The sequence below is a fragment of the Halomonas sp. genome, assembly GCF_052095765.1.
In the GTDB taxonomy this organism is placed as follows: Bacteria; Pseudomonadota; Gammaproteobacteria; order Pseudomonadales; family Halomonadaceae; genus Halomonas.
The window spans coordinates 1-24,610 of record NZ_JBQDJZ010000021.1 but is presented as its reverse complement, the minus strand read 5'-3'; the positions used below and the strand labels follow the sequence as shown (position 1 = coordinate 24,610).

The 24,610-nt window shown below is 60.2% G+C and carries 21 protein-coding genes; 14 read left to right on the top strand and 7 right to left on the bottom strand.

Annotated features, from left to right (window positions below):
- Window positions 1-124 precede the first annotated feature (124 nt).
- The 3 genes from dsbG to dsbD all read right to left on the bottom strand — a co-directional run bounded on the left by dsbG (window position 125) and on the right by dsbD (window position 3,737).
- Entirely contained in the window at window positions 125-904 is a 780-nt protein-coding gene (gene dsbG / locus ACTH3D_RS04625; RefSeq protein ID WP_441665737.1) for a thiol:disulfide interchange protein DsbG, read from the bottom strand.
- A gap of 65 nt (window positions 905-969) precedes the next feature.
- A complete protein-coding gene (locus ACTH3D_RS04620; protein ID WP_441665735.1) occupies window positions 970-1,794 on the bottom strand; it encodes a prolipoprotein diacylglyceryl transferase family protein in 825 nt (274 codons plus the stop codon).
- Window positions 1,791-3,737, bottom strand: coding sequence for a protein-disulfide reductase DsbD (dsbD, locus tag ACTH3D_RS04615; protein WP_441665733.1), 1,947 nt, complete (start codon window positions 3,735-3,737; stop codon window positions 1,791-1,793). Before dsbD ends, ACTH3D_RS04620 begins: the two co-directional genes overlap by 4 nt.
- A 265-nt stretch (window positions 3,738-4,002) precedes the next feature.
- Here dsbD and nrdR point away from each other — a divergent pair, with 265 nt between their 5' ends.
- The 9 genes from nrdR (at window position 4,003) to lon (ending at window position 13,354) form a co-directional block, all read left to right on the top strand.
- Window positions 4,003-4,515 (top strand): transcriptional regulator NrdR, encoded by a 513-nt coding sequence (gene nrdR / locus ACTH3D_RS04610; RefSeq protein ID WP_441665731.1) that lies wholly within the window; start codon window positions 4,003-4,005, stop codon window positions 4,513-4,515.
- Between the two features lie 17 nt (window positions 4,516-4,532).
- Window positions 4,533-5,672: a bifunctional diaminohydroxyphosphoribosylaminopyrimidine deaminase/5-amino-6-(5-phosphoribosylamino)uracil reductase RibD gene (ribD, locus tag ACTH3D_RS04605; protein WP_441665729.1), complete on the top strand. Its 1,140-nt coding sequence runs from the start codon at window positions 4,533-4,535 to the stop codon at window positions 5,670-5,672.
- Between the two features lie 109 nt (window positions 5,673-5,781).
- Complete coding sequence (gene ribBA / locus ACTH3D_RS04600) at window positions 5,782-6,987, top strand: bifunctional 3,4-dihydroxy-2-butanone-4-phosphate synthase/GTP cyclohydrolase II (RefSeq protein ID WP_441665727.1); 1,206 nt, start codon at window positions 5,782-5,784, stop codon at window positions 6,985-6,987.
- A gap of 82 nt (window positions 6,988-7,069) precedes the next feature.
- Window positions 7,070-7,567, top strand: coding sequence for a 6,7-dimethyl-8-ribityllumazine synthase (ribH, locus tag ACTH3D_RS04595; protein WP_441665725.1), 498 nt, complete (start codon window positions 7,070-7,072; stop codon window positions 7,565-7,567).
- Entirely contained in the window at window positions 7,564-8,061 is a 498-nt protein-coding gene (gene nusB, locus ACTH3D_RS04590) for a transcription antitermination factor NusB (RefSeq protein ID WP_441665723.1), read from the top strand. The genes ribH and nusB overlap by 4 nt, the downstream gene beginning before the upstream one ends.
- A 10-nt stretch (window positions 8,062-8,071) precedes the next feature.
- Window positions 8,072-9,025: a thiamine-phosphate kinase gene (gene thiL / locus ACTH3D_RS04585; protein ID WP_441665721.1), complete on the top strand. Its 954-nt coding sequence runs from the start codon at window positions 8,072-8,074 to the stop codon at window positions 9,023-9,025.
- On the top strand, window positions 9,022-9,495 hold the full coding sequence (locus ACTH3D_RS04580; protein WP_441665719.1) for a phosphatidylglycerophosphatase A family protein: 474 nt from the start codon (window positions 9,022-9,024) through the stop codon (window positions 9,493-9,495). Before thiL ends, ACTH3D_RS04580 begins: the two co-directional genes overlap by 4 nt.
- Window positions 9,496-9,553: 58 nt before the next feature.
- The gene (locus ACTH3D_RS04575) at window positions 9,554-10,774 is read left to right on the top strand and encodes a DUF945 family protein (RefSeq protein WP_441665717.1); all 1,221 of its coding nucleotides are present in this window, start codon (window positions 9,554-9,556) and stop codon (window positions 10,772-10,774) included.
- A 201-nt stretch (window positions 10,775-10,975) separates the two neighbouring features.
- A complete protein-coding gene (lon, locus tag ACTH3D_RS04570; protein ID WP_441665758.1) occupies window positions 10,976-13,354 on the top strand; it encodes an endopeptidase La in 2,379 nt (792 codons plus the stop codon).
- Between the two features lie 32 nt (window positions 13,355-13,386).
- Here lon and ACTH3D_RS04565 read toward each other — a convergent pair whose 3' ends face one another.
- On the bottom strand, window positions 13,387-14,139 hold the full coding sequence (locus ACTH3D_RS04565; protein ID WP_441665715.1) for an SDR family NAD(P)-dependent oxidoreductase: 753 nt from the start codon (window positions 14,137-14,139) through the stop codon (window positions 13,387-13,389).
- A 121-nt stretch (window positions 14,140-14,260) separates the two neighbouring features.
- Between ACTH3D_RS04565 and ACTH3D_RS04560 the strand changes: the two genes are divergently transcribed.
- From ACTH3D_RS04560 to ACTH3D_RS04550, 3 genes are all read left to right on the top strand, one after another.
- Window positions 14,261-15,226, top strand: a complete 966-nt coding sequence (locus ACTH3D_RS04560) for a TAXI family TRAP transporter solute-binding subunit (RefSeq protein ID WP_441665713.1) — start codon at window positions 14,261-14,263, stop codon at window positions 15,224-15,226.
- A 69-nt stretch (window positions 15,227-15,295) separates the two neighbouring features.
- Entirely contained in the window at window positions 15,296-17,065 is a 1,770-nt protein-coding gene (locus ACTH3D_RS04555) for a TRAP transporter permease (protein ID WP_441665711.1), read from the top strand.
- 94 nt (window positions 17,066-17,159) lie between these two features.
- On the top strand, window positions 17,160-17,438 hold the full coding sequence (locus ACTH3D_RS04550) for a peptidylprolyl isomerase (protein ID WP_441665709.1): 279 nt from the start codon (window positions 17,160-17,162) through the stop codon (window positions 17,436-17,438).
- A gap of 16 nt (window positions 17,439-17,454) precedes the next feature.
- Here the strand turns inward: ACTH3D_RS04550 and ACTH3D_RS04545 are convergent, their stop codons facing one another.
- The 3 genes from ACTH3D_RS04545 to ACTH3D_RS04535 form a co-directional block, all read right to left on the bottom strand.
- On the bottom strand, window positions 17,455-17,997 hold the full coding sequence (locus ACTH3D_RS04545; protein WP_441665707.1) for a hypothetical protein: 543 nt from the start codon (window positions 17,995-17,997) through the stop codon (window positions 17,455-17,457).
- A gap of 122 nt (window positions 17,998-18,119) precedes the next feature.
- Window positions 18,120-19,424, bottom strand: a complete 1,305-nt coding sequence (gene gabT, locus ACTH3D_RS04540) for a 4-aminobutyrate--2-oxoglutarate transaminase (RefSeq protein ID WP_441665705.1) — start codon at window positions 19,422-19,424, stop codon at window positions 18,120-18,122.
- Window positions 19,425-19,456: 32 nt separating this feature from the next.
- Window positions 19,457-20,902 carry an NAD-dependent succinate-semialdehyde dehydrogenase gene (locus tag ACTH3D_RS04535; protein ID WP_441665703.1) on the bottom strand — a complete coding sequence of 482 codons (1,446 nt, stop codon included), beginning with the start codon at window positions 20,900-20,902 and terminating at the stop codon, window positions 19,457-19,459.
- A gap of 239 nt (window positions 20,903-21,141) precedes the next feature.
- Between ACTH3D_RS04535 and ACTH3D_RS04530 the strand changes: the two genes are divergently transcribed.
- Both ACTH3D_RS04530 and ACTH3D_RS04525 read left to right on the top strand, forming a co-directional pair.
- Window positions 21,142-23,604, top strand: a complete 2,463-nt coding sequence (locus ACTH3D_RS04530) for a DUF1266 domain-containing protein (RefSeq protein ID WP_441665701.1) — start codon at window positions 21,142-21,144, stop codon at window positions 23,602-23,604.
- Between the two features lie 265 nt (window positions 23,605-23,869).
- Window positions 23,870-24,472 carry a C40 family peptidase gene (locus ACTH3D_RS04525; protein WP_441665699.1) on the top strand — a complete coding sequence of 201 codons (603 nt, stop codon included), beginning with the start codon at window positions 23,870-23,872 and terminating at the stop codon, window positions 24,470-24,472.
- Window positions 24,473-24,610: the final 138 nt, after the last annotated feature.

Genomic DNA, 24,610 nt, shown 5'->3' with positions numbered 1-24,610 from the left:
TGTGTCACCAGCGTATGGCTGAAAAGCCCTGCCGGGAACGTCATCCCGCAGGGCTTTTGTGGTGATGGTACAGGGGAAAACAGCGCACAGGATGAACCAAACTCCAGTGCTTAAGGCCGAGTGTTTAAGGCTTGGCACTGCCCATGATTTCTTCCAGTTTGTTTTTGTTGGGGGCGCCCTGGCTCATCTGCAGTTTGCCATCTTCCATATACAGAATGCTCGGAGTGGCGTGCAGGCCGAAGCTTTTCATGAGGTCGTGATTTTTCTGCAGCTCCATTTCCCACTCGCGGGATAGCGAATCCAGGGGCTCAACAGGGCTGCCCGACTCATGGGCGTTGAGTGTGCTTGCCGGATCGTCGGCGGCCAGCATGGAAATGGCTAACCGCGGGCTGTCGCGCTGGAGAATGCCGACCATGACATGGCGCAGCTGCACATCGCCAGCGTCAATCCAGGGGCGAGCGCTTTGCCAGAACCGGCTGCAGAAGGGGCAGTTGGGATCGGTGAAGGTATAAACAATGCGTTCAGCGCTGTCGTCGCCGTCGGCGATCCAAGCGCTTTCGCCAAGCGCCTCCCAGTCCAGCGCATTTTGCGGGCCGGTGACTAGACGCTCCAAGGGCTCAGTTGACAGGTTGTTGCCGTCGGCATCCACCATGTTACCGATGATGGCATGCTTGCCGTCGCTGGTGAGATATACCGCCAATTCGCGGCCTTGCATGCTGGCGGCATAGCCGGTGAGGCCGGACGGTGCATCAAAGGTGCCGTGAATAGTCAGGCCTTCATCCTCAAGCGCTGCAATGGGGGCCGGAATCTCCTCGGCCAGCGCGCTGCCAGCGCTTACCGCCAATCCCAGCGTCAGCCCAAGGCTCAGCGTTACGGACCGGGCCAGCTGTGTGTGTTGCCACATGTTGATCACTCCATTACGTCAGTGTTGCGGATAGTCTTGCGCGTGTGTTCTCGGTCGGTCAGGTCTCATGGGGCCAGCCGTTCCAGGTAAGGCGCTAGTGTCGCTTCTGATAACTCGCCGATGTGGCTGTCGATCAGGCGTCCGCCGGCGTCATAAAACAGCGTGGTGGGCATGATTTGGGCGCCAAGCTGCTGTCCTAGCGCCAGATTGGCGTCGAGCCACACATTATTCAGGTCCAGTGACTGGTTCTGCAGGAAGCGCTTGATATGCACGCTGTCTTCGCCCTGATTAGCAAACACAAAGGCAATGTCACTGTTGTCTCGCTGGGCGCTTTCCAGTAGGGGCATTTCACGGCGGCAGGGCGGGCACCAGGTGGCCCAAAGATTGACGATCACAGGCTGGCCAGACTGCTGCGACAGCTCAGCCAGATTCACTGGGGTGTTGTCTAGGGTAGCCATGGGGACGTCTGGCAGAGTGCCTGTCTGGTGATCAATCAGCATCAGGCTGCCGGCGGTCAGCCCCCAGCAGATGGCGCCCACCGCGACGGCACCCGCCAGCGGCACACGCTGCTTGGGTGAGCGCCACAGACGCCACAGCAGATAAAGTGCCGCGGCTGTAGCGCCGGCCAGCGGGATGAAGCCGCCATCGCGGATATCGAGCATGGCCAGCAGGCTGTCATAGCGCTGGTGATACTGGGCAACAAACGCAAGCCGAGCACCAATAATGCCGATCAGCACGGCCGTAATCAGGCTGTCACTCACCGACACCCGACGGCGGGCTCCCATCAGCGCGCCGGCCAGCAGGGCAATCACTACCGCCAGTATCAGTAGCCAGCGCTCTACGCTCAGGCCAATCGGTCCAATGGCAAAACTTTGATGTAGCAGGCTCACCGAGAGTCCTCCAGAGTGTTGTTTTCCGTCATGCCTGCCTTGCTCAGACGGGCCATGAAGTCCTCGGCGGAAAGCTCGCCGATGATGCGCTGGCCCCGGCGCTCCTCGCCGTCGGGGCCAATCAGCAACAGGGTGGGCGGACCAATGATGCCAAACTCCTGCATCAGTGCCTTGTCCTGCGCGTTGTTTTTGGTCACGTCGGGACGCAGCAGGCTGACGTCAGCCAGCGCGGCCTGTACCTCGGGGTTACCAAAGACTTCTTTCTCGATCACCTTGCAGGACACGCACCAGTCGGCGTAGAAGTCGACCAGCGTCCAGCGACCTGCGTCGCTGGCCACATCCACCTGGCGCTGCAAGTCGTCCAGGCTGGTGACGGGGGCAAAGCGCGCCATGAAGTCCTGGCGGGTTTCTGTTGCCGTCGCAGCAGGCGCATTGGGCTGTATGAACCCCAGCGGGCGGAGCGGGTCGCTAACCCCGGCAGCGCTCCCCACTACCATGATGACGCCCCACAATCCGACAACAAGCCCACTGGCGCGGCTGATCAGCTGCCCCGGAGTCGGCGTGTTGCTGCGGGACGCCTGATTTAGCGCTACTGCCACGCCAATCAGCCAGGCGCCCCACAGACCGAGAGCCAGAGCGTCGTTGATGACCCGTTCGATAAAGTAAATCGCCATGCCCAACAGCACGAAACCAAACAGTGCTTTAACGCGGGTCATCCATGGGCCAGGTTTGGGCAGCAGTCGGGTGCCGAGCACACCGACCACCAGCAGCGGTGCGCCCATGCCAAGCCCCAGGGCAAACAGCGCGCTACCGCCCAGCACGGCATCGCTGGTTTCGCTGATGTACAGCAGCGCGCCGGCCAGCGGTGCGGTCATGCACGGGCCGACCAACAGCGCCGAGAGCACGCCCATCACGGCTGCGCCGCCCAGGGTGCCGCCTTTCTGGCGCTGCTGTAGGCTATCTAGGCGCTGACGTAGTGGGCCCGGCAGCTGCAGCTCAAAGAGTCCGAACATGGCCAGTGCGAAAATCACGAATAAGGCAGCGAAGATGCCAAGCACCCAGGGCGTCTGCAGCATGGCTTGCAGGTTGGCCCCGGCCAGCGCAGCGGCGACACCGAGCACGGCATAGGTGGCCGCCATGGGCAACACATAGGCAATGGAAAGCATCAGGCCGCGCCTGGCTGTAGCGTTGGCGCCGACCACCAAGCTGGAAAGAATCGGAATCATCGGCAGCACGCAGGGCGTGAATACCAGCAGCAGACCCATGCCGAAGAAGGCGGCCAGAGTCCAGGCAGGAGAGGCCTGCCGGAGGCGCTCAGCCAGTGCCTGGTCATCGCCCAGGTTATCGTTCAGGCCGCTGCCAGTTTCTGCTGCAGATAGCCCAGAGAGCGAGGTTTGTGAGCCCGGTGATTGTGAGCCCGTTTCATCGTCCGCGGCAGAAGATGAGGTGTCAGAAGATGAAGTGTCGGATAGGCTGTCGGCTTCGACAATCGCCATGTCAGACAGTCGCAGGTCAGCCTTCTGGGGCGCGTAGCACAGCCCGTTATCTGCGCAGCCTTGCCAGGTCAGTGTCAGGTGTGGGGTGTCTCCCGGCGTAACGCTGACGTCGAGCTGATCATAGGAAACTGCCGATTCGCCGAAATACTCGTCGGTGATGGTCACGCCGTCCGGTAGTGGTGGCTCCAGCATGACTCCTTCAGCGGTCTCGAACTCCAGGCGCTTGTGGTAGAGGTAATAGCCATCAGCGATATCCCAGCGCAGCAGAACCCGCTCACCATCATCCACGGCACTGAGCTGAAAGGCCTGGTCTGGCGGCAGAAATTCATCCCTGCTCGAGAACAGCCCCTGGGCCATGGCCGGCAGGCTGAGTAAAATCAGCAGAACCATCAGCAGCGCAATCGGTAGCTGTGCAGTCTGGCGCGAATGAATGCGTCGGGACATCATGGTTGAGTCGGGCTCCATCTCATCAGTGGTGCAGTGGGTAGTGCAATGAGTCGTGCAAGGTAACAGGCCGTAACCCTCTTGGAAGAGTGGCAGTTTCTCGGCACTGGAATAGCTCAGTCTGCCAGCTGTGGATTAGCAGGGTATTACGCCAGGCGTGTACCTGGCAGTTGAGTCAATATGTCGCAGCGTCGCGAGCGCTGTGCTCACTGGCCGCGAACCGTTACAATATGGCGACATTTTCGTTTGTGAAGCGAGAACACCGTTTATGCACTGTCCCTTTTGTGGCGCCAATGATACACGCGTGACCGATTCGCGGCTGGTCGTCGATGGTGACCAAGTGCGTCGTCGGCGGCAGTGCGCATCCTGCGGGGAACGCTTTACGACCTATGAAGCCGCTGAGCTGGTGATGCCCCGCGTTATCAAGGCGGATGGCTCGCGGGAGCAGTTCAACGAGGTCAAGCTGCGCGATGGTATGCTGCGCGCACTGGAGAAACGCCCGGTAGGGGCGGAAGCCATCGAGGCCGCCGTGGAGCGTATTCGCCAGACTCTCAGAGCGCGCGGCGAGCGGGAAGTTCATGCCCGCGATGTTGGCGAAGAGGTGATGCAGGCACTCAAACGCCTGGACCATGTGGCCTATATCCGTTTTGCATCGGTCTATCGCAGTTTTCAGGATATTGACGCGTTTCGCGCAGAAATTGATCGCCTGGCCCAGGAGCCTTCGGTTCAGCCCCCGTCAACACAAAAGGGTTCGTCCGACGACGTGGAGCCGCCGCAGTGAAGGCGCCTGAGCAGTGGATGTCCCATGCTCTGAGGCTGGCGCGCCGTGGGCTTTACACAGCCCACCCCAATCCGCGGGTAGGCTGTGTGCTGGTACGCGACGATGAATGTGTGGGCGAAGGCTGGCATGAGCGTGCCGGCCAGCCCCATGCGGAAGTCAATGCTCTGGCGATGGCCGGCGATGCTGCGCGTGGTGCAACTGCCTATGTCACGCTGGAGCCCTGTTCGCATCATGGCCGCACAGGCCCCTGTGCCGATGCGCTGGTCGCAGCCGGTGTGGCCCGGGTAGTCATTGCCATGCAGGACCCCAACCCCCAGGTGGCGGGGCGTGGCATCGCTCGGCTTGAAGCGGCTGGTATCGAGGTGCAGGTTGGTCTGCTGGAAGCACAGGCCTGTGAGTTGAATGCTGGTTTTGTGAGCCGCATGCGCCAGGGTCGACCCTTTGTACGACTGAAAATGGCCATGAGCCTGGACGGGCGCACTGCCATGCGCTCGGGCGAATCCCAGTGGATTACTGGGCCTTTTGCCCGGCGCGAAGTGCAGCGGCTGCGTGCCCGTTCCGGTGCCGTGATAAGCGGTGTGGACTCGGTCCTCGTGGATGACTCCCGTCTGACCGTTCGCGTCGAGCAGCTCGGCCTGCCCAACGCAGAGGCTATTGCCAGTCGGCAGCCGTTGCGGGTGGTGTTGGATAGCCGCTTGCGCTTGCCGCCTACCGCCGCCTGCCTGCGTGAGCTGGGAAGAACATTGGTGGCAACGCGTGAAGGGTATGATGCTGTGCGCCGCACTCGCCTTGAAAACGCTGGAGCAGAAGTGGTTGTGCTGCCGGCGGGCGGTGATGGCCGTGTTAACCTGGTCGCGCTGCTGACGTATCTGGCAGAGCATGAGCAAGTCAACGAGGTGCTGCTGGAAACCGGCGCCACGCTGGCTGGTGCCATGCTGGATGCGCAGCTGGTGAATGAAATGCAGTTGTTTGTTGCGCCAACCCTACTGGGTGGTGACGCACGCCCCGTATTTGAGCTACCCGGACTGACGCGTATGGCGCAGCAGCGAGCGTTGGAAATCAGTGACATCCGGGCGCTGGGGAAAGACTGGCGCATTACGGCGGTGCCCATCCCCGTTTTGGACAGCCCTGATATGAACAGGGTGGCACCTGAGTAGTGACTGGCGCCGCTGGCCACGCCGCGATACCCTGATTCGTTTTTTGAGACGCATTTTCGAGACACCAGACGTTACACTGCCGATGTCGTGCAGAATCAATGGAGAATTCATGGAGAACTCCTCCTCTGGGGGTATGACCCCTATCGCCGACCTGATCGAGGATATTCGCCAGGGGCGAATGGTTATCCTGGTTGATGATGAAGATCGCGAAAATGAAGGCGATATCATCATGGCCGCCGAAAAGGTCGAGGCTGAGCATATCAACTTCATGGCGCGCCACGCGCGTGGGCTGATCTGTTTGCCGATGACCCGCGAGCGCTGCCAGCAACTCAGGCTGCCTTTGATGGTGACTGACAATGCCTCGGGCTTTGGCACTAAGTTCACTCTGTCCATCGAAGCGACCGAAGGTGTGACTACCGGCATCTCGGCCGCTGACCGAGCGCGTACCGTCCAGGCGGCGGTAGCACGCAATGCGCGCCCGGAAGATATCGTTCAGCCCGGGCATATCTTCCCGCTGATGGCAGAACCTGGCGGTGTGCTGCGCCGTGCAGGCCATACGGAAGCCGCCTGCGATCTGGCGGGGCTTGCCGGGCTCGACCCCAGCGGTGTGATCTGCGAGATCATGAACGACGACGGCAGCATGGCACGACGCCCTGAGCTTGAGCAGTTTGCCCGGGAGCATGGCATCAGGATGGGCACCATTGCCGATCTGATCCATTACCGGATTCACAATGAGCAGACTGTTGAGTTGGTGGAGTCGCTGCCGGTTCAGACAACCTACGGCGAGCTTGAGCTGCATGTGTTCCGCGACCGGATTCAGGGCGCGCACCATCTGGCGCTGGTCAAGGGTCGGCCCACGCCAGACACCCTGACAACCGTTCGGGTGCATCTGGCTAATGTGATGCGTGATCTGCTGTCTCTGCAGCGCGGTGACAGCGCCGGCTGGAGTGCCAGCGGAGCGCTGGCTGATGTAGCTAGCGCGGAGCAGGGTGTGTTTGTGCTGCTCGACGATGGTCGCCCAAGTCAGGATCTGTATGATCTGCTTGAAGTGTTCCTTGAGCGCCGCCGTATGCCGCGCAGTAGCGAGGTCGATGGCACCGGTAACTTCATGACCATCGGAACTGGCTCGCAGATTCTGCGCGACTTGGGCGTAGGCCGGATGCGCCTGCTCAGCTCACCATGGAAATACTCAGCGTTGTCCGGCTTCGATCTTGAAGTCGTGGAGCGCTATGAGCCGGAAGACCTGCAAGAAGGCTTCCCAGCCAACAGCGCGTCAGATACAAGCTCGTTAGATAAAGGCGACAGCGACGCCTGACGGCGTTGACTGTTATCAGGACTCGGCGCTGCCCGTTAGTGGGCAGCGCTTGCGCGTGACCGATCAGACCAGGAAAGAAACCATGCAACCGATTTCTCAGCTCGAAGGCCGCTTCATTGATGTGGATGGCCGTTACGTCATCGTGGTAGGGCGCTTCAACCATCATGTGGTAGACAGCCTGGTAGAAGGCGCCATCGACAGCCTGACGCGCCACGGCGTTGACGAGCAAAATATCGATATCATCCATGTGCCAGGTGCCTGGGAACTGCCGCTGGCGGTGAAGCGTACCCTGGACGTGGTGCAGCCCGATGCCGTTATTGCACTGGGTGCAGTCATTCGTGGTGGCACGCCGCATTTCGAGTATGTGGCCGGTGAGTGCAACTCGGCGCTGAGCCGGCTGCAACTGGACTTCGACACCCCGGTGGCCAATGGCGTACTGACGGTCAATTCCATCGAGCAGGCTATCGAGCGTTCGGGCACCAAAGCAGGCAACAAGGGTGCTGAGGCCGCCATGGCAGCTATGGAAATGGTCTCTTTGCTGCGCCAGTTTGAAGGCGCCGGTGAGGGAGATGACCGATGAGTGAGTCTCGTCGGCCCTCCAAGAACCAGCTGGCACGGCGGGCGGCTCGTGAGCTGGCCGTGCAGGGGCTGTATCAGTGGCAGATGACCGGCAAGTCGATCAGCGCTGTTGAGGCTGAGTTTCGCAGCCAGGTCGCCGATGATGATCTTGAGGACCATGAAAACTGGCACAAGGTGATGGAAATTGCCGATCTGGGGATGCTGCATCTGCTGATGCAGGGCGTGGCCAAACATCGCAATGCGTTGGATGACAGCATATCGCCGCTGCTTGATCGTCCGCTGGGTGAGCTGGACGCCATCGAGCTTGCCATCCTGCGGCTTGGTGCCTTCGAGCTGGCATATCGTCTAGAGGTTCCCTATCGGGTAGTGATCAACGAAGGCGTTGAGCTGGCCAAATCGTTTGGCGGTACCGACGGGCATCGCTACGTCAATGGCATTCTCGATAAGCTTGCCGTCCGGTTGCGCGCCACTGAGGTTGCAGCGCGTCGGCGCTGAGGCCTGGCTTATGTTGGGTGAATTCGACCTGATACGCCGCTATCTGGCGCCTGAGTCACCGAGTCCGGGGCAAGGCGTTGTGCTGGGCCCTGGCGATGACGCGGCACTGCTGGCACCCACACCTGGCCAGCAACTGGTGGTCAGCGTGGATACTTCTGTGGCTGGCGTTCATTTTCCGCCCGAAGCACCCGCCCGGGCTGTCGGACATCGTGCACTGGCGGTCAGTCTGAGTGACCTGGCTGCCATGGGCGCACAGCCGCGCTGGTGCCTGATGTCGCTGACGCTACCAGCTGGCGATGCCGACTGGGTCGCTGGTTTTGCTTGCGGTTTTCATGCGCTCTGTCAGGCCAGCGGTGTCAGCCTGGTGGGGGGCGATGTGACCCATGGCGAGCTAGCCATCAGTGTGACGGTAATGGGCGAAACGCCGGCTGGCGAAGCGTTTAGGCGCGATGGCGCTAGACCCGGAGACCTCATCGCCATTACTGGCGCGCTGGGTGGCGGTGCTGGTGGACTGGCTGCCTGGCAGGCGGGAAAACGCGAGTTGGACGATCCTTTGCTGGCGCGTTACCTTTTGCCTCAGCCTAGATTGAAGGCCGGTCAGATGCTGCGTGGCCATGTCAGCGCCGCCATTGATGTATCTGATGGACTGCTGGCCGATCTTGGCCACCTGTGTGAGGCGTCAGGGGTCGGTGCGGCGCTTGATGTCAGTGCTATGCCGCTGGCCGAAGGGCTGGTTGATGCCCTAGGGCCTCGCGCCGCAAGCCAGGCGGCACTTGGTGGCGGTGATGATTATGAACTCCTGCTTGGCCTGCCGCCGTCGCGGCTTGAGCTGGCCAGGGAGTGTCTTGAGGCGCTGGAGCTTGAACTGACCGTGATCGGTAGTTTTACCAGCACGCCGGGGGTGACAGGCGTCGATCCCGAGTGGTTGACTGGTTGGCAGCATTTTTCGGGAGAAAGGCCATGAATCGTGCACCACAGACAATCTGGCGACGTCCCACTCATTTCCTAGCCTTTGGCCTTGGTAGCGGCGCTGCTCCTTTTGCCCCTGGCACCTTTGGTACCCTGGCCGCCATTCCTTTCTACTGGCTGATGGCCGAGCTGCCGCTAGGCTGGTATCTGGCGGTGATACTGGTCACCTTTGTCTGGGGAGTGTGGCTGTGTGAAAAAACCTCCCGGGACCTGGGGGTTCATGACCACTCGGGGATAGTATGGGACGAGTTTGTCGGCTATTGGCTGACCATGACGGCCGTGCCATTTTCCTGGGAAGCCGCCATCTGGGGCTTTGTGGTATTTCGTATTTTCGACGTCATCAAGCCCTGGCCGATCCGTTGGGCAGACCGTCGGGTCACCGGCGGCTTCGGCATTATGATTGACGATATCATGGCGGGTATCTATGCCTGGAGCCTGATACACCTGTGGTTTTGGCTCCACTGAGCAACCGCTGGCCGCGTGTATCAACTTGTAGTTAAAGCCTGCTGAACTGGAGGTAGTCATGCGCATGGAGCGGCTGGTGGTTCCGCTGCTTTCGCTGCTGGCGCTTGGCTGGGCAGTAGCTCAGACCATGGCGGGCGTGCTGTTTGAACGCGAGCTGACGCGTGCCATTGCCGACCTTCAGGCCAGGGGCGAGCTGTTGATCTACCGCACCGACGTGGATAACGGCTGGCTTGCTTCGCGAGGCGTGCTACATGTGTCTCCTTTACTGGATGACAGCTGGCACCTGGATATTCCTTACCGCGCTCGCCATGGCATCTTCGACACCGATCTGGATGGTAACCTGCAGCCTCATTTTGAGGGTGACCAGGAAAAGATTTCTGGTGGTCAGGCGCCTCAGTGGAAAGCCCGCTACCACATGCTGTCCAGCACCTTCGATGGGGCGCTGGAGTTGCCCCCCATCGAACTGCGTCAACAAAGGCGTAGCCTGGAGATGAGGGGCGGGCGGGTTGCATTCCGCGGCGGCTTTGGGGACTGGCAGGTGCGTGCTCGGCTGGAGGCGGTCCGTCTCATGGAAGGCAAACGTCGCTTCGAAGGTGGACCGTTCATTCTCGAAAGTCGCTACGCCTATACCCAGGACGCCTACCACTTTACCCAGCATGACTCCCTCAGGCTCTCTAATCTGCGCTGGATACAGCCCGACCTGACGCTGGCTGGGGATGAGGTCACCCTAACTAGTCTCACCACCCTGGATGAGTCAGAGCTGCGCATACACAGCGAGTTGGACCTGGGCCAGATATACGCCGCCGGTGAGGTCCTGCTGACGGGTAAGGCAAGCGTGGAACTGTCACGCATCAAGGCCGATGCGCTGCGTGCCTTGCTCAACCAGCTGCGCAACCAGACGACAACGCCGGAAGGCATTTCCGCACAACAGCTAGCGGATAACCTGCGTTGGTTGATGCAGGATTCGCCGCGACTGGACATTCTTGAGGTCGATATCGAAAGTCCCATGTTGGGCGCCAGCCTGATTGGTAGCGGTGTCATGGTATTTGATACCCGTGGCCTTGACGGTCTTGATCCATTGGCACTTCCCACCAACGCCGAGCGGGCCCGTTGGTTGCGACAGGTTGACGGTGACTTTCTGTGGCGCAGTGCGCCCCCGGTGGTAGCGTTGTGGCTGGGGCTGCCGCTGGGTACCCGGGATCTGCAGTTTGACATGGTGCGTGGGCAGCTGCGCGTCAATGGTCGGCCCTTGCCTGAAGTTCTCCACTGGCGTCAATGACTTGAAGTTCAGCACCTGTGCCCTCATTGCCTTTGTATCCGGGAGATGTTTTCTCGCTCCCCCAAGCAGTCAGGTAGACATGAGGTAAGCATGAGCGACGATCAGCAGCGTAACGGTCTGGAAGACCTGCCCCCGCTGGGGGGAGAGGATGAAAACGTCGAGAACGAAAAGGGTGAGCTTGAGGAAAGCAGTAGTCATGCCATGGTGCCGGCCAGTGAAACACTGCCCGAACGCCTCTATCTGTTACCCATCCATAATCGGCCCTTTTTCCCCGCCCAGGTCCAGCCACTGGTAATCAACCGCGAGCGCTGGGAAGAAACCATTCGCCGGGTTGGCGACACGCCGCACCATATGGTGGGGTTGGCCTTTGTTGGCGATGGAGATGACCCTGAAGTTCGGGGGCATGAGCAGTTCCCCGACGTTGGAACAACGGTCAAGGTGCACCGGCTGCAGGGCGACGAATCTCAGATGCAATTCATTGCCCAGGGTAGGCGGCGTTTCAAAATCCAGCGCTGGATATCGCGCAAGCCGCCGTATCTGGTTGAAGTCAGCTATCCTCGCGAGCCGGTGGATGCTGAAGACGATGAAACCCGTGCCTATGCGATGGCGTTGATCAACGGCATCAAAGAATTGCTGCCGATCAATCCGTTGTATGGTGAGGAACTGAAGCATTATCTCAACCGCTTCAGCCCCCATGAGCCCGGTCCACTGACCGACTTCGCCGCAGCGATCACCTCTGCTAAGGGGCCGGAACTGCAGGACGTGTTGACCACGCTGCCGGTGATGGCGCGGATGCAGAAAGTGTTGCCGCTACTGCGCAAAGAGATCGAAGTTGCTCAGCTGCAAAGTGATATCAGCGAGCAGGTCAATGCTCAGATGCAGGAGCACCAGCGGGAGTTTTTCCTGCGCGAGCAGCTCAAAGTCATTCAGCGCGAGCTGGGTATCTCCAAGGATGACCGTGACAGCGACCTCGACACCTTCCGCGAGCGTCTGGAAGGCAAGGTGGTGCCGGAGCGGGTCATGGAGAGCATCGAGGAGCAGTTCGACAAGCTCTCGATGCTGGAAACCGGCTCGCCCGAGTATGGTACTACTCGCCAGTATCTCGACTGGCTGACAGCCATGCCCTGGGGGCTGACCAGCGACGACCAGCTTGATCTGCCCCATGCGCGTAAGGTGCTCGACCGCGATCACGATGGCCTTAAGGACGTCAAGGAACGGATCGTCGAGTTTCTTGCCGAAGGCACCTTCAAGGGCGATGTGGGCGGCTCAATCCTTCTGCTGGTTGGCCCGCCAGGGGTCGGCAAGACGTCCATCGGCCGCTCGATTGCTGAGGCGCTGGGTCGCGAATTTTTCCGTTTCTCGGTGGGAGGTATGCGCGACGAAGCCGAGATCAAAGGCCACCGGCGTACCTATGTCGGCGCTATGCCTGGCAAGCTGGTGCAGGCTATCAAGGAGGTCGGCGTCGAGAACCCAGTGATCATGCTCGACGAGATCGACAAGATGGGCCAGTCATTCCAGGGCGACCCCGCATCCGCCCTGCTGGAAGTGCTTGATCCTGAGCAGAACATCGATTTTCTTGATCATTATCTCGATGTGCGACTGGATCTGTCCAAGGTGCTATTTGTATGTACCGCCAATACCCTAGACTCGATTCCGCCAGCGCTGCTGGACCGTATGGAGCAGATTCGTTTGGCCGGCTACATCGCCGAGGAAAAGATGGCGATTGCCACCAATCATCTGTGGCCGAAGTTGCTGGAGCGCAGCCACATTCCTAAGAAACGCATCAACCTGACCAAAGCAGCGCTACGGCAGGTCATCCAGGGTTATGCCCGGGAAGCTGGCGTGCGTCAGCTCGAAAAGCAGCTACACCGTATTGTGCGCAAGGCGGCGGTCAAGATGCTGGAAAATGGCCAGCAGGATGAAGAAGTGCTAGCAAGCGAACCGCAAAAGGGTGGCCAGCAGACAGTTAAAGTCTCAATCAACAATCTCGAGGAATTTCTCGGCGCGCCGCTTTTCCGCAAGGAGGCGGTGATGAAGGGCGAGGGCGTAGTGACAGGCCTGGCCTGGACCTCGATGGGTGGAGCCACGCTGTCGGTGGAAGCCAGCAAGGTGCACTCGCTGGAGCGCGGGTTCAAGCTGACCGGCCAGCTAGGTGATGTCATGAAAGAGTCCGCCAACATCGCCTATAGCTATATGATTGGCCATCTTGACTCCTACACTGACAATGTCGACTTTTTCGACAAGGCCTTTGTACATCTGCACGTGCCGGAAGGTGCGACACCGAAAGACGGTCCTTCGGCGGGGGTGACTATCGCCACAGCGCTGCTCTCATTGGCGCGCCAACAGCCGATTGATCGCCCCTTGGCAATGACGGGCGAACTGACCCTGACCGGCCATGTGTTGCCGGTGGGCGGTATTCGCGAAAAAATTATTGCCGCCAAACGCAGCGGAATCAGGGAGATCATTCTGCCCGAGGCTAACCGCCGCGACTTCGACGAGCTGCCGGACTATCTCAAGGACGGCATAACAGTGCATTTTGCCGGACGCTACAATGACGTGGCCAAAGTAGTATTCGGCTGATAGGCGGTGAGCCTTTGGTGGCGGCAGTAGACCTAGATTGCGCTGCTGGCGCCGCCATCGATCACCAGCGTCTGTCCGGTGATGAAGGTGTTGTTCGTTGAGACCAGCTGCATGACAGCTGTGGCAACTTCTTCAGCGGTTGCAACACGCCCCAGTGGGGTGGCTGACTGCCATCGCCGACGCGACTCGGAGCTGGCGTCCTGCATTCCGGAGCTGACTGGCCCTGGCGCCACGGCGTTCACAAGAATGCCCAGGGGGCCAAACTCCACTGCCAGGGCGCGGGTCAGTGAAAGTATTGCTCCTTTGCTCATAGCGTAGGCTGTTCGCTCAGCGCCGGTGCGCAGGCCATGGGCCGAGGCAAGGTTGACAATGCGCCCGCCACCGCTACCAATCATCAGGCGTACCGCGTGCTGTAGGGCCACAAAAGGCCCACTGACGTTGGTTTCCATTACTCGGCTGAGGTCAGCCGGCGACGTTTCAATAAAACTGCCGCGATGGATCACGCCCGCCGCATTGATACAGGCATCAAGCCCGCCGGCCTCCGCTTCAAGTGCCCTGAAGGCGTTTTCAAGGCTGGCTTGGTCGCGGAGGTTGCACGGCAGGAAGCGTGCCTGTTCAGAGTGGGCTTCCAACAGCGGCGCCAGAGATGTGCGGCGCTCGGCCAGGTCCAATAGATAGACCTGGTTACCGTCTTCCAGCAGCGCCTTGGCGATGGTGCTGCCAATACCGCCTGCTGCCCCCAGCAATGCGATACGCGGTTTCGACATGGCCGAGATGTTCGTCATAACCAAAGAGTTCCTTGACCGGAAAATCTGGCATTATATAGGGTTAGCGCAGTAACGGATTATCAGAATTCGAGCTCAGCCGCAGTGGATTCAGCCACTCGGACCACACAAGGAAAAAATCATGCTTCCATTCTCTCGTACCCTGTTGGCCTCGGCCGCCGCCGCCCTGATCGGAGCCACGTCGCTCCAGGCGCTGGCCGAGACGCGCGTTACCTACAAGTCCGCCTCGGCGGGCACCGCGTATTACCAGATGGGTGTCGAACTCTCTGAGGCCATCCGTCAGGGTACCGATGGCGAGGTAGTCCTAACCCTCGAAGAGAGCCAGGGCTCGGTACAGAATGTTATGGAGGTGATGGCGCGTCAGGGCAACTATGTGTTTACCACGCCGCCGGGCTTGGTGCAGAGTGCGCTGAGCGGCGAGGGTCCCTTTGCCGAGCGGCAGAGCCCACGCTTCCAGGACATCCGCGGCCTGTTCCCGATTCCTGCCATCACCATGCATTTTGTGGTTGCTGACGACGCCGGCGTGCTGGAATTGGAAGACCTGGCGGGCAAAGAAATCCTGATCGGTCGCGGCACCTTCGGCGCTCGTGAAGCCGAGCGTTACCTGACCATGTTTGACCTGATGGATCGCATCGAGGTAGCCAACGCCAGTATTGGCAGTGGGCCAGATGCACTGAAGAACGGCCAGATCGAGGCCTTTGTCACTGCCAGTTCTTTTCCGACGCCTAACGTTATTGAAACGGCGGCCAGCATGCCGGTCAGCCTGGTTAGCCTGAGTGATGAGCAGATTGAGCAAACCGGTGCTGCCCGCCAAACCATTCCGGCGGGCACCTATGCTGGTATTGACGAAGATGTGGAAACCACCTCGCTGCCAGTGATTGCCTACACTACAGCGTCAATGTCTGACGATACGGCCTATGAGCTGACCAGAACCTTCTGGGAAAAGCGCGCTGACATGGCCGAGGAGTCGCCTTGGTGGGGCGGAATTACCTACGACATGGTCGGCAATATCGTTGGCACACTGCATCCGGGTGCCATTCGTTACTATGACGAAGCGGGTATAGAAATTCCTGACCACCTGCGCTGATTTTCTACCGCGGGCGGTAACCGATCCTCTGGCTGGTTCAGGTTGCTGCCCGCACGACTGGCTCTCCTCATGTTCGAATCTGATACTCGCCCGGGCCCTGTCTGGGTGATGCTGGGCGCTGTGACCGTGATATTCCATCTCGGTCTGATTTTTTATGGTCTCACACCAGCGCTGGTCAGCCGGCCGCTGCACATGGCGCTGGTGCTCCCCTGGGTGTTGATCTTGGCTGCGAGAACTCGCGCTGAGCGTTGGAGTGGCGGTGTGCTGACGGTGCTGGGTGTCGCTGCCTGTGCCTATATCGCGCTCAACGAGCAGGCGCTGGCTGATCAGTACGGTTTTATCGACACGCCGTTGCAGATGGTGATCGGTGTTTTCCTGATCCTGCTGGCACTGGAAACAGCACGCCGGGCGATTGGCTGGCCGCTGCCACTGGTGGCGCTACTGGCGCTGTTGTATGCCGCGCTGGGCGAGCATGTGCCAGGCCAGTTCGGCCATCCGGGATTACCGACACCAAGCCTGGTTGGCACCCTGACAATAACCGAGGGCGGGCTGTGGGGCTCACTGACCGGGGTTAGTGTCGGCGTGGTATCCATTTTCGTTATCTTCGGTGCAGTGCTTAACGCGGGTGAGGCCGGGCGCGGCTTCATGAATCTTGCCGGTGTCATGGCAGGGCGCTTGAAGGGCGGAGCGGCCAAGGTGGCAGTGATCTCCTCGGCGCTGATGGGCTCGATTTCTGGCTCGGCGTCAGCCAACGTGGCCTCAACCGGGGCTATTACCATTCCCAGCATGGTGCGGCTGGGTTATCCACGCGCGTTGGCGGGTGCTGTTGAAGCGGTGGCCTCGTCGGGCGGGCAGATCATGCCGCCGCTGATGGGAGCAGGTGCTTTTGTGATGGTCGAGCTGACCGGCACGCCCTATACCCAGATCATGGCGGCGGCCTTGCTGCCCGCATTGCTGTACTTCGCCACGGTCTGGGTCGGTATCAACGCCTACGCCACCCGCCATGATCTTAGCCCCGTGGCGGAGGAAGATCGTCCGGAGCGACGTGAGGTGCTGGTTACCTCATTGTTCTTTGCTGTGCCCTTCGTGATTCTGCTGCAACTGATATTTTTCGGCGGCTACACGCCTCAGTATGCGGCAAGTTTGGCGATATTTGCCGGTGTGGCGCTGTTGCTGACTGATGTCAACCTGAACGTTTCGCTGCGCGGCTTCGCTGCTCGGCTGACCCAGGCGTTACTCACCGCCGGGCGCCAAGTGGCCGTGATTGGCGCCATCATCATCTGTGCATCGTTGGTGATCGGTGTGCTGGCAATGACCGGTCTTGGTGTCAAGATTACCTCGGGCATTCTCTCGTTGTCCGGCGACATGCTGTGGCCGGCGCTACTGCTGACGGCAGTGGCGTGCCTGGTGTTGGGCATGGAGGTGCCAACCACGGCGGCCTATGTGATCTGTGTCTCGGTGGCGGGGCCGGCACTGATTTCCCTCGGACTTGAGCCGTTGCTGGCGCATCTTTTTGTCTTCTGGTTTGCGCTGCTGTCGACCATTACCCCACCGGTGTGTGGTGGTGTCTTCATTGCCGCCGGCATGGTAGGTGAGAACTGGCTCAAGGTAGCGCTCAAGGCGATGGCACTGGGAATCGGGCTGTATATTATCCCGCTGGCGATGGTCGCCAACCCGGACATCATCCGCCTGGCCGATGACCCCCAGGGTGCCGTGTTCGATACCGCCAAGATCGCCCTTGGCCTGACGGGTATTTCCTATGGTGTGATTGCCCGACGCCCAGTGTGGCTGCGGGCACTGTTGATATTGGCTGGCGTGCTGGTCATTTTTGTACTCTAGGCGGCCAGGGTGTCGGGCAGGACGGCGTGAAACACATCGACAATATCCCGTGTTAAGCTTGCCGCTCATTCAACACAGCCATGCGGAGTACACCATGACCCAAGCCAGTGCGCGCCATATCCTGGTCGACGATGAAGCCAAGTGCGAAGAGCTGAAAAAGGAAATCGAAGGCGGCCGCGATTTCGCCGAGGTGGCGAAAGAGCATTCCAGCTGTCCGTCTGGCCGCCAGGGCGGTGACCTGGGTACCTTCGGGCCGGGACAGATGGTGCCGGAATTCGACAAGGTGGTATTCAGTGGTGAGGTGAACAAGGTGCATGGCCCGGTGAAAACCCAGTTTGGCTATCACCTGCTGGAAATCACCAGTCGCAGTTAAAAGGCATCGCGAAACGCTAGACCACTCTGGGGTCGTCGCTGGATAGCGGCTGGGTACCAAAGATTACCCAGACGTCCAGCGCCGGCCCCAGATCCTTAAGCAAACGAAGTTCTTGTGGGTGGCGCTCGAGTGTCTCCAGCGCGCAGATGCCGGCATCGAAGCGGGCATTCAATAGCCCCTCGGCAACATCAACAATGGTTGGCATGTCGATCTGCTCACTGAAGGTGGACAGGTCTGTGTAGTAGCGGGTGGCTGGCTGCAGGCCGACGCTGACCGGCGGGTTTGCTGCCTGGCGAGCCAGCAGCGCCAGCGGACGACTGCCGGCAATGAAGGAGTCAACCGGGTAGGCCCGGTGCATAAAGCGCCCCACGCAATCAGCGTGGCTGAAGTGCGCCGTGCACTGCATCACTCGATCCACCCTGCCTACCAGTAGTGCCTCGAAGGCATTGGGGAAGTCGTCGAACAGCAGGATGTTTGGGTTGTCGTCCGAACTCTCTAGATAGCGCTTGAGTACCAGTTCATGGTTGCTTCCGGCTGGGCCTAGCGTGGCATATTGCATTTCAGCTCCGGCAGTCTGTTGGGTGGGTGTTTTTAACTGGCAATACAATACGCAAAACGCTCGACGGCCTACACCGTCGAGCGTTTCTATCAGCTGTATCAGGCTGCTTTGTTGGCACCGGGTTAGGCGGTGGCAGTGGCTCCGGCTTTGGCACCTGTCAGCTCGACCAGTGACTGCTCGATGATTTCGAGGCCTTCTTCGAGGACCTCGTCTTCGATGGTGACCGGCATCAGGAAGCGGATGGTATTGCCCCAGAAACCGCAGGACAGCAGGATCAGGCCCTTTTCCTTGGCCTTCTTGCACAGCGCAGCGGCAAGCTCAGGGTTTGGCTGACGAGAGGCCTTGTCGGCGACCAGTTCGAAAGCGGTCATGCAGCCCAGGCTGCGCACGTTGTCGACATTCTCGAAACGCTGCTGCCAATCGTTGAAGCGGGCCACCAGCTTGTCGCCCAAGGCGTTACTTCTAGCCAGGATGTCTTCTTCCTTGATGACGTCGATCACCGCCAGAGCCGCTGCGCAGGACAGCGGGTTGCCACTGTAGGTGCCGCCCAGCGAGTTGGGGCCGGAAGCGTCCATGACTTCGGCAGTACCGACCACTGCTGACAGTGGCATGCCGTCGGCCAGGCTCTTGGCCATGGTGACGATATCGGCCTTGATGCCGCTGTGCTCAAGCGCAAACATCTTGCCGGTGCGGCCAAAGCCGGACTGCACTTCGTCGGCAATCAGCAGGATGCCGTGTTCGTCACACAGCGCACGCAGGGCCTGCATATAGGCCGGCGATGCCGAGTAGAAGCCGCCTTCACCCTGTACCGGCTCGATCACGATGGCCGCGGTGCGATGCGGGGCAATGTCGGTCTTGAACACGGTCTTGAGGGCGTTCAGCGAGTCCTCTTCGCTGATGCCGTGGTAGGGCACCGGGAAGGGCGCACGGAACACATCACCCGGCATCGGGCCGAAGTCGTTCTTGTAGGGCAGCACCTTGCCGGTCATGGCCAGGGTCATGATGGTGCGGCCGTGGAAGCTGCCGTCAAAGCAGACGATGCCGCTGCGGCCAGTGGCGGCGCGGGCAATCTTGACCGCGTTTTCCAGCGCTTCGGCGCCGGTGTTGACCAGCATCGCCTTGGCGTCACCCTTAACCGGGGTCAGATGGCACAGCTTCTCGGCCAGTTGCACGAAGGGGGCATAGGCCATCACGGTCTGGCAGGTGTGCATCAGCTTGTCGAGCTGGGCCTTGACCGCCTCGACCACCTTGGGATGACGGTGGCCCAGGTTGAGCACGCCAATTCCGCCGGCGAAGTCGATTAGGCGATTGCCATCGGCATCCCAGATGACCGAGTTTTCAGCACGTTCGGCAAACTGGGGTGAGGGGCTTGCTGCGCCGCTGGCAACGTAGCGCTGCTTGAGTTCATTGAGTTGTGCGTTATTCATGATGTACTCCTGTTGAGAGGGGGGGCGAGCACTCAGAGGCCGCCGACGCAGACATACTTCAGTTCAGTGTATTCATCCAGGCCGTGACGTGAGCCTTCACGACCAAGCCCTGACTCCTTGACGCCACCAAAGGGCGCAAGTTCAGTAGAAAGAATCCCTTCGTTCACTGCTACCATGCCGTATTCTAGCCCTTCCATCACGTGCCAGATGCGGCGATAGTCCCGGGCATAGAAATAGGCGGCCAGACCAAACTCGGTGGCGTTGGCCATGGCGATGGCCTGCTCTTCAGTGTCGAAGCGGAACACCGGGGCCAACGGGCCGAAGGTTTCCTCAGTGGCCACACGCATTTCGTCGGTGACATCGGCGATGATCGTTGGTTGGAAAAAGGTACGACCCAGCACGTGGGGCTGGCCGCCGCAGACCAGGCGTGCGCCCTTGTCTAGGGCATCGCGGATATGCTCACTGACCTTGTCCACGGCGGCCTGATTGATCAGTGGACCCTGGATGACGCCGTCGTCCAGGCCGTTGCCGACCTCGAGCTCGGCTACGCGCGCCGCCAGCTTGTCGAGGAACACATCGTAAACCCCGGACTGAACGAGAAAACGGTTGGTGCACACGCAGGTCTGGCCGGAGTTGCGATATTTCGAGGCAATGGCGCCTTCCACGGCGGCATCCAGGTCGGCGTCGTCGAAGACGATGAAGGGCGCGTTGCCACCCAGCTCCATGGAGGCTTTCTTGACGGTGCCAGCGCACTGGGCCAGTAGTCGCTTGCCCACAGGGGTGGAGCCGGTAAAGGAGATTTTGCGCACGCGCGGATCTGTGGTCAGCACCTCGCCGATCTCGGCAGGGCGGCTGGCCGTGACGATATTGATCACCCCCTCAGGAAAGCCGACCTGCTCGGCCAACTTGACCAGTGCTAGGGCGGTCAGTGGGGTAGCCTCGGCGGGCTTGATCACCACTGTGCAGCCAGCGGCCAAGGCCGGGGCGCACTTGCGGGTGATCATTGCCAGTGGGAAGTTCCAGGGCGTGATGGCGGCTACCACGCCGATCGGCTCGCGAAATACCAGGATGCGTTTATCGACGCCGTGGCCCGGTAGTGTTTCGCCAGCCACGCGCTTAGCTTCTTCGGCGTAGTACTCGACAAAGCTGGCACCATAAGCAACCTCACCCCGTGCCTCGGCCAGCGGTTTGCCCTGTTCTTGCGTCATCAACCGAGCCAGGCCTTCCTGATTGGCCATGATCGCCTCGAACCAGGCGCGCAGCAGGTTGGCGCGCTCCTTGGCGGTACGCTTGCGCCAGGCGGCCCCGGCGGTTTCTGCGGCGCCAATGGCGTCACGCGCGTCTTCGGCGGTCAGGTCGGGCACCTCGGCTAACTGTTCGCCGGTGGCAGGGTTGGTGACGCTGAAGCGGCGCTCGCCAGTGCGCCATTGTCCGGCCACATAGGCCTTGTCGATCAGCAGTTCGGAGTCGGCGGTCATCGCGTTTTCTCTTGGGTTGTTCTTGGGGGGGGTGGCTATCTTGTTTGACGAGTGTGCATTATTTTAAACGCCTCGCCAAGCCGGTGGTTCTATTTCGGACAGATGACGCGCAAAATATCGCAAATGATCGGCCTGTCGTCCGCTTTCCGTTACACTTGCCCGCCATGATTTGGCCGCAGGTGAGTGGTGAGGATGCTATATCTGGCGGCACTAACAGATTTTGTCTGGCGAGGTGAGTCTTGGTTGATCCCCTGAATGCCTGGTGGGCCCAGCAGCTGGTGCTCTGCGATTGGGCTTTTGCGCCTGAGCCTCTGGCACTTGATGCTGAGCTGGCAAGCACCCGTTTGGCGGCCTTGGAGGTTGCCGATCGTGGGGAGCTGGCTTGGCGCTTGCTTGAATGTCTAGGTACAGGTGAGCCGGCGCCTCTGGGTTGGCTGAATGGGCTTGAGCTCGCAGCACTGGGTGGTGCGTCAGGCTGGCTGAGCGAAGGGCGCGCTATGGCCTGGGCGCGGTTTTTCAGCGAGCGGATTCACGCGCGTTACGACGACCTGGATGACTGGCTGACTGCTTTGCGAAGCGCCTGGAGTGTCGCAGGCTGGACTAATGCTGAGGCAGGTCTGCCCGAGGCCTGTGAGGCACTGTCGCGTCTGGAAAGTGAGGGGGAAGGAGTGACCTGGTCGATGCTCGGCGACTGGCTGGCCATGCAGCCAGGGCAGACCACGTGCTGGCCGGAAGGCGATGAGTATAGTGTGTGGCGACTGCGGGCGGCTTTTGGGCCGGTTCTTGAAGTGCCGCCTGATGCAGCAGACTGGCAGGGACTGGAAAGCTGGCTGCAGGACTCCTGGCAGGTTGAGGGTCGCGACGATCTAGTGGCGTTACTGCTGTGGCTGGCGGCCCAGGGGGATCGCCATGGCTGGGATCTGATGGCGTCAAGGCTGTTGGCTCAAGATAACGACGCGCGGCGCCGCTGGCAGGCCGAGCTGAGCGCTGCCGAGCGCGGCTTTGGCAAAGTGCTACTGGGTTTTATCGAGGCCGGTGAGCCGCTCGACTGGGCTGGCTGGGACTGGCTGAGGCTGATTGACTTGGCCTGGGCCGGCGCCTGTATTGGTTGGCTCACCCATGAGGAGGCACGTAACTTTGCTGTTCATGGTGCCGACCTAATCATCTCCCGCTACAGCGACTGGACGGCCCTAGCCCGGGGCTATCAACGCGGACGTAGCCTGTTCGACGGCCGTGATCTGCTGGGTGAGCTTGACGCAGACTGGATGTTGCTGATGCATTCACCGCTGAGCCCCTGGCATGGCCTGCTGTCAGAGGTAGTGAGCGCGGCCCAGCTTGACGCTTCGCGACAGGCCATCCGCGAATGGCGGTCCCATCCTCGGCACTGGCTGTTAGCCCTGGCGGGGGTGCGGGACCCGCTGCTTGCCACTCGCCAGGGGGTCGATACCGGCTGTGGTGATGAACGCGCTAACGATGCCCGCCACTACCTGGGTGAAGTGCTTGAAATACACCCCGACGAGGGCGTTGAGGCACTGGCGCGGTTCTGGATGCCAGCCCAGGCACATCACCTCAATCAGCTGGCTGCCGATGCAGCCCACCGGGCCTTGCCCCCGCCAAACACACCTTTCGGCACAGCTGTCGCGCAAGAGCTGCAGGTGCGGGATTCACTGGGTACTGCAAGCCGCCAGGCGGCAACCATCCACATGGCCGAAGAGTATGCGTTCCATCTACAGATGGCCATGGATAGTGAGCTTTTTGATGCGGCCGAGCTGAGTGCGCGGACGCTGGCCCTGAAAGATACCCTATGCCGCTTCTATCCTGATGCGAGGCGACTGCTGGCCGCCTGGGAGGTCTGGGAGTCGCTGCTGCCCGGTGAAGACGGTGAGTCATCGCTTGCTGATGTCTTGCGCTGGCATCGTGAGGACCCCGGCAGCCTGTTCCACTGGCTGGACTGGCGGGGCGGTAACAGCAAAGAGCCGGGGTTGCGTCCCAGTTTGCCGCACTTTACTGCTCTGGCGTTGACCGGGCCGCTGAATGCCCCGGTGTGGAATTTTCCGCAGCCTGAAAGTCCACGGCAGTGTACCGAGATCATGGATTGGCTGGACAGCCACTATGGACTATATTCTGCCGATGAGCTCGAGACCTTCATTGATCAACTGTTCGATGTTGGCGACCGGCAGGACTATCAGGTCAATTACGCGCCCTATACGTTAAGCGGCGCTCGGCTGGTGTCCGAGATTGAAACGCTTGAATCCGGAGGCTGCAGTGAAGAAGAGCGCAACCATCTGCTGCGTCTTGGACGGGTGCGCGATAATGCCGACGGTTGCAATGAACTGGACATGACCGCCTGGGATCTGGCCCAGGCCGTTGACCTGTCTGTTGCTGGCCGTCAGTTGGGCTGGCTTGACGAGTTGGCGTTCATTGCAAGACTGGAGCGCGCCTACCGGATGGCTCAGGATCACTACTGTGGCTGGGAGGATTATGCACTCGGGCTGTTTGCCGGCTTTTCGTTCTTCATGGGAGAGACGCCGGAGCGTGACAGCTTCCTGGAAGGGATGAGTGAGGCACTGGTCGCCTGGCTGACGGCCGCGCCGCCTCTATCCGGCCCTTGGGCGAGCCTGGATTATCCGGGCGCCCGGCCTCGGCACTGGGCGCCCATGCACATTGATACGCTACCGGGAGATACACGGCAATTGCATTGACTGGTTGCTGTATTGCCTGTCAATTGACTGGCGTATCGGCCGCTGTCATGCCAGTTGTAATAACCTCGCTACCGATAATTTTGTTGACAATTATATTAATGATTGTATTGTCGAATGGCATTGTAGGCGTGAAATAGCCTGTCCATTGCCTGAAAATCGGCAAATTACCAGAAAAACGTTGCTACGGTCGGGCTGAGAGATAGCGAAGAAATAGCAGTGACAAGGCCCAGGTCAAACGAAAACACGGAAGAAAAGGATAACAGGGATGGTTTCCCCCCAATTTTACCGACTGGTACCCGTAGCAATGGCTGTTCTACTGCTGGCTGGATGCGCCAGCACTGCGAGAGACTCGCAGGAGTCCGAGAAAGAGTATTTCGCGCGCAACATGCCAGGGCTGACATCTCCGGCAGAAACGGTCAAGCGGGCACAGCATGATGTCTCCCAGCCCCCCTCTGCCCTGATCCGCGAAGCGCTGCTGTCCCAGCACGAGCGCTGGGAAGGTACGCCGTACCGTCTTGGTGGCACGAGTTCTTCCGGGGTGGACTGCTCGGCACTGGTACAGAACATCTACGCTGATCAGTTCAATATTCATCTTCCCAGAACGACTCACCACCAGGTCAACGAAGGCGCAGCAGTCACCCGTGCTTCCCTTGAGCCTGGCGACCTGGTGTTTTTCCGTCCGCCCGGCAGCCGCCACGTAGGCATCTATGTTGGAGACGACCGCTTCCTACATGCCTCAACTTCGCGTGGTGTGATGATTTCCTCGCTGGATAATGTGTACTGGAAACGCTACTACTGGAAGTCTCGTCGACCCATGGAAACCGTGCACCTGGCTCAGCTGAGCCAGTCTGGCAGCGCCAACAGGTAACCGTTGGTTTGATGGTATTGACGCTGACACTTCGGAAGGGTCTGAGTGCCGGCAGTCAACGTGTATTGTCATTATTGCCATGGCAGAATCGCGGACTGCCGCCGTGATGCGATGCATAAAGCCACTCGCACACTGATC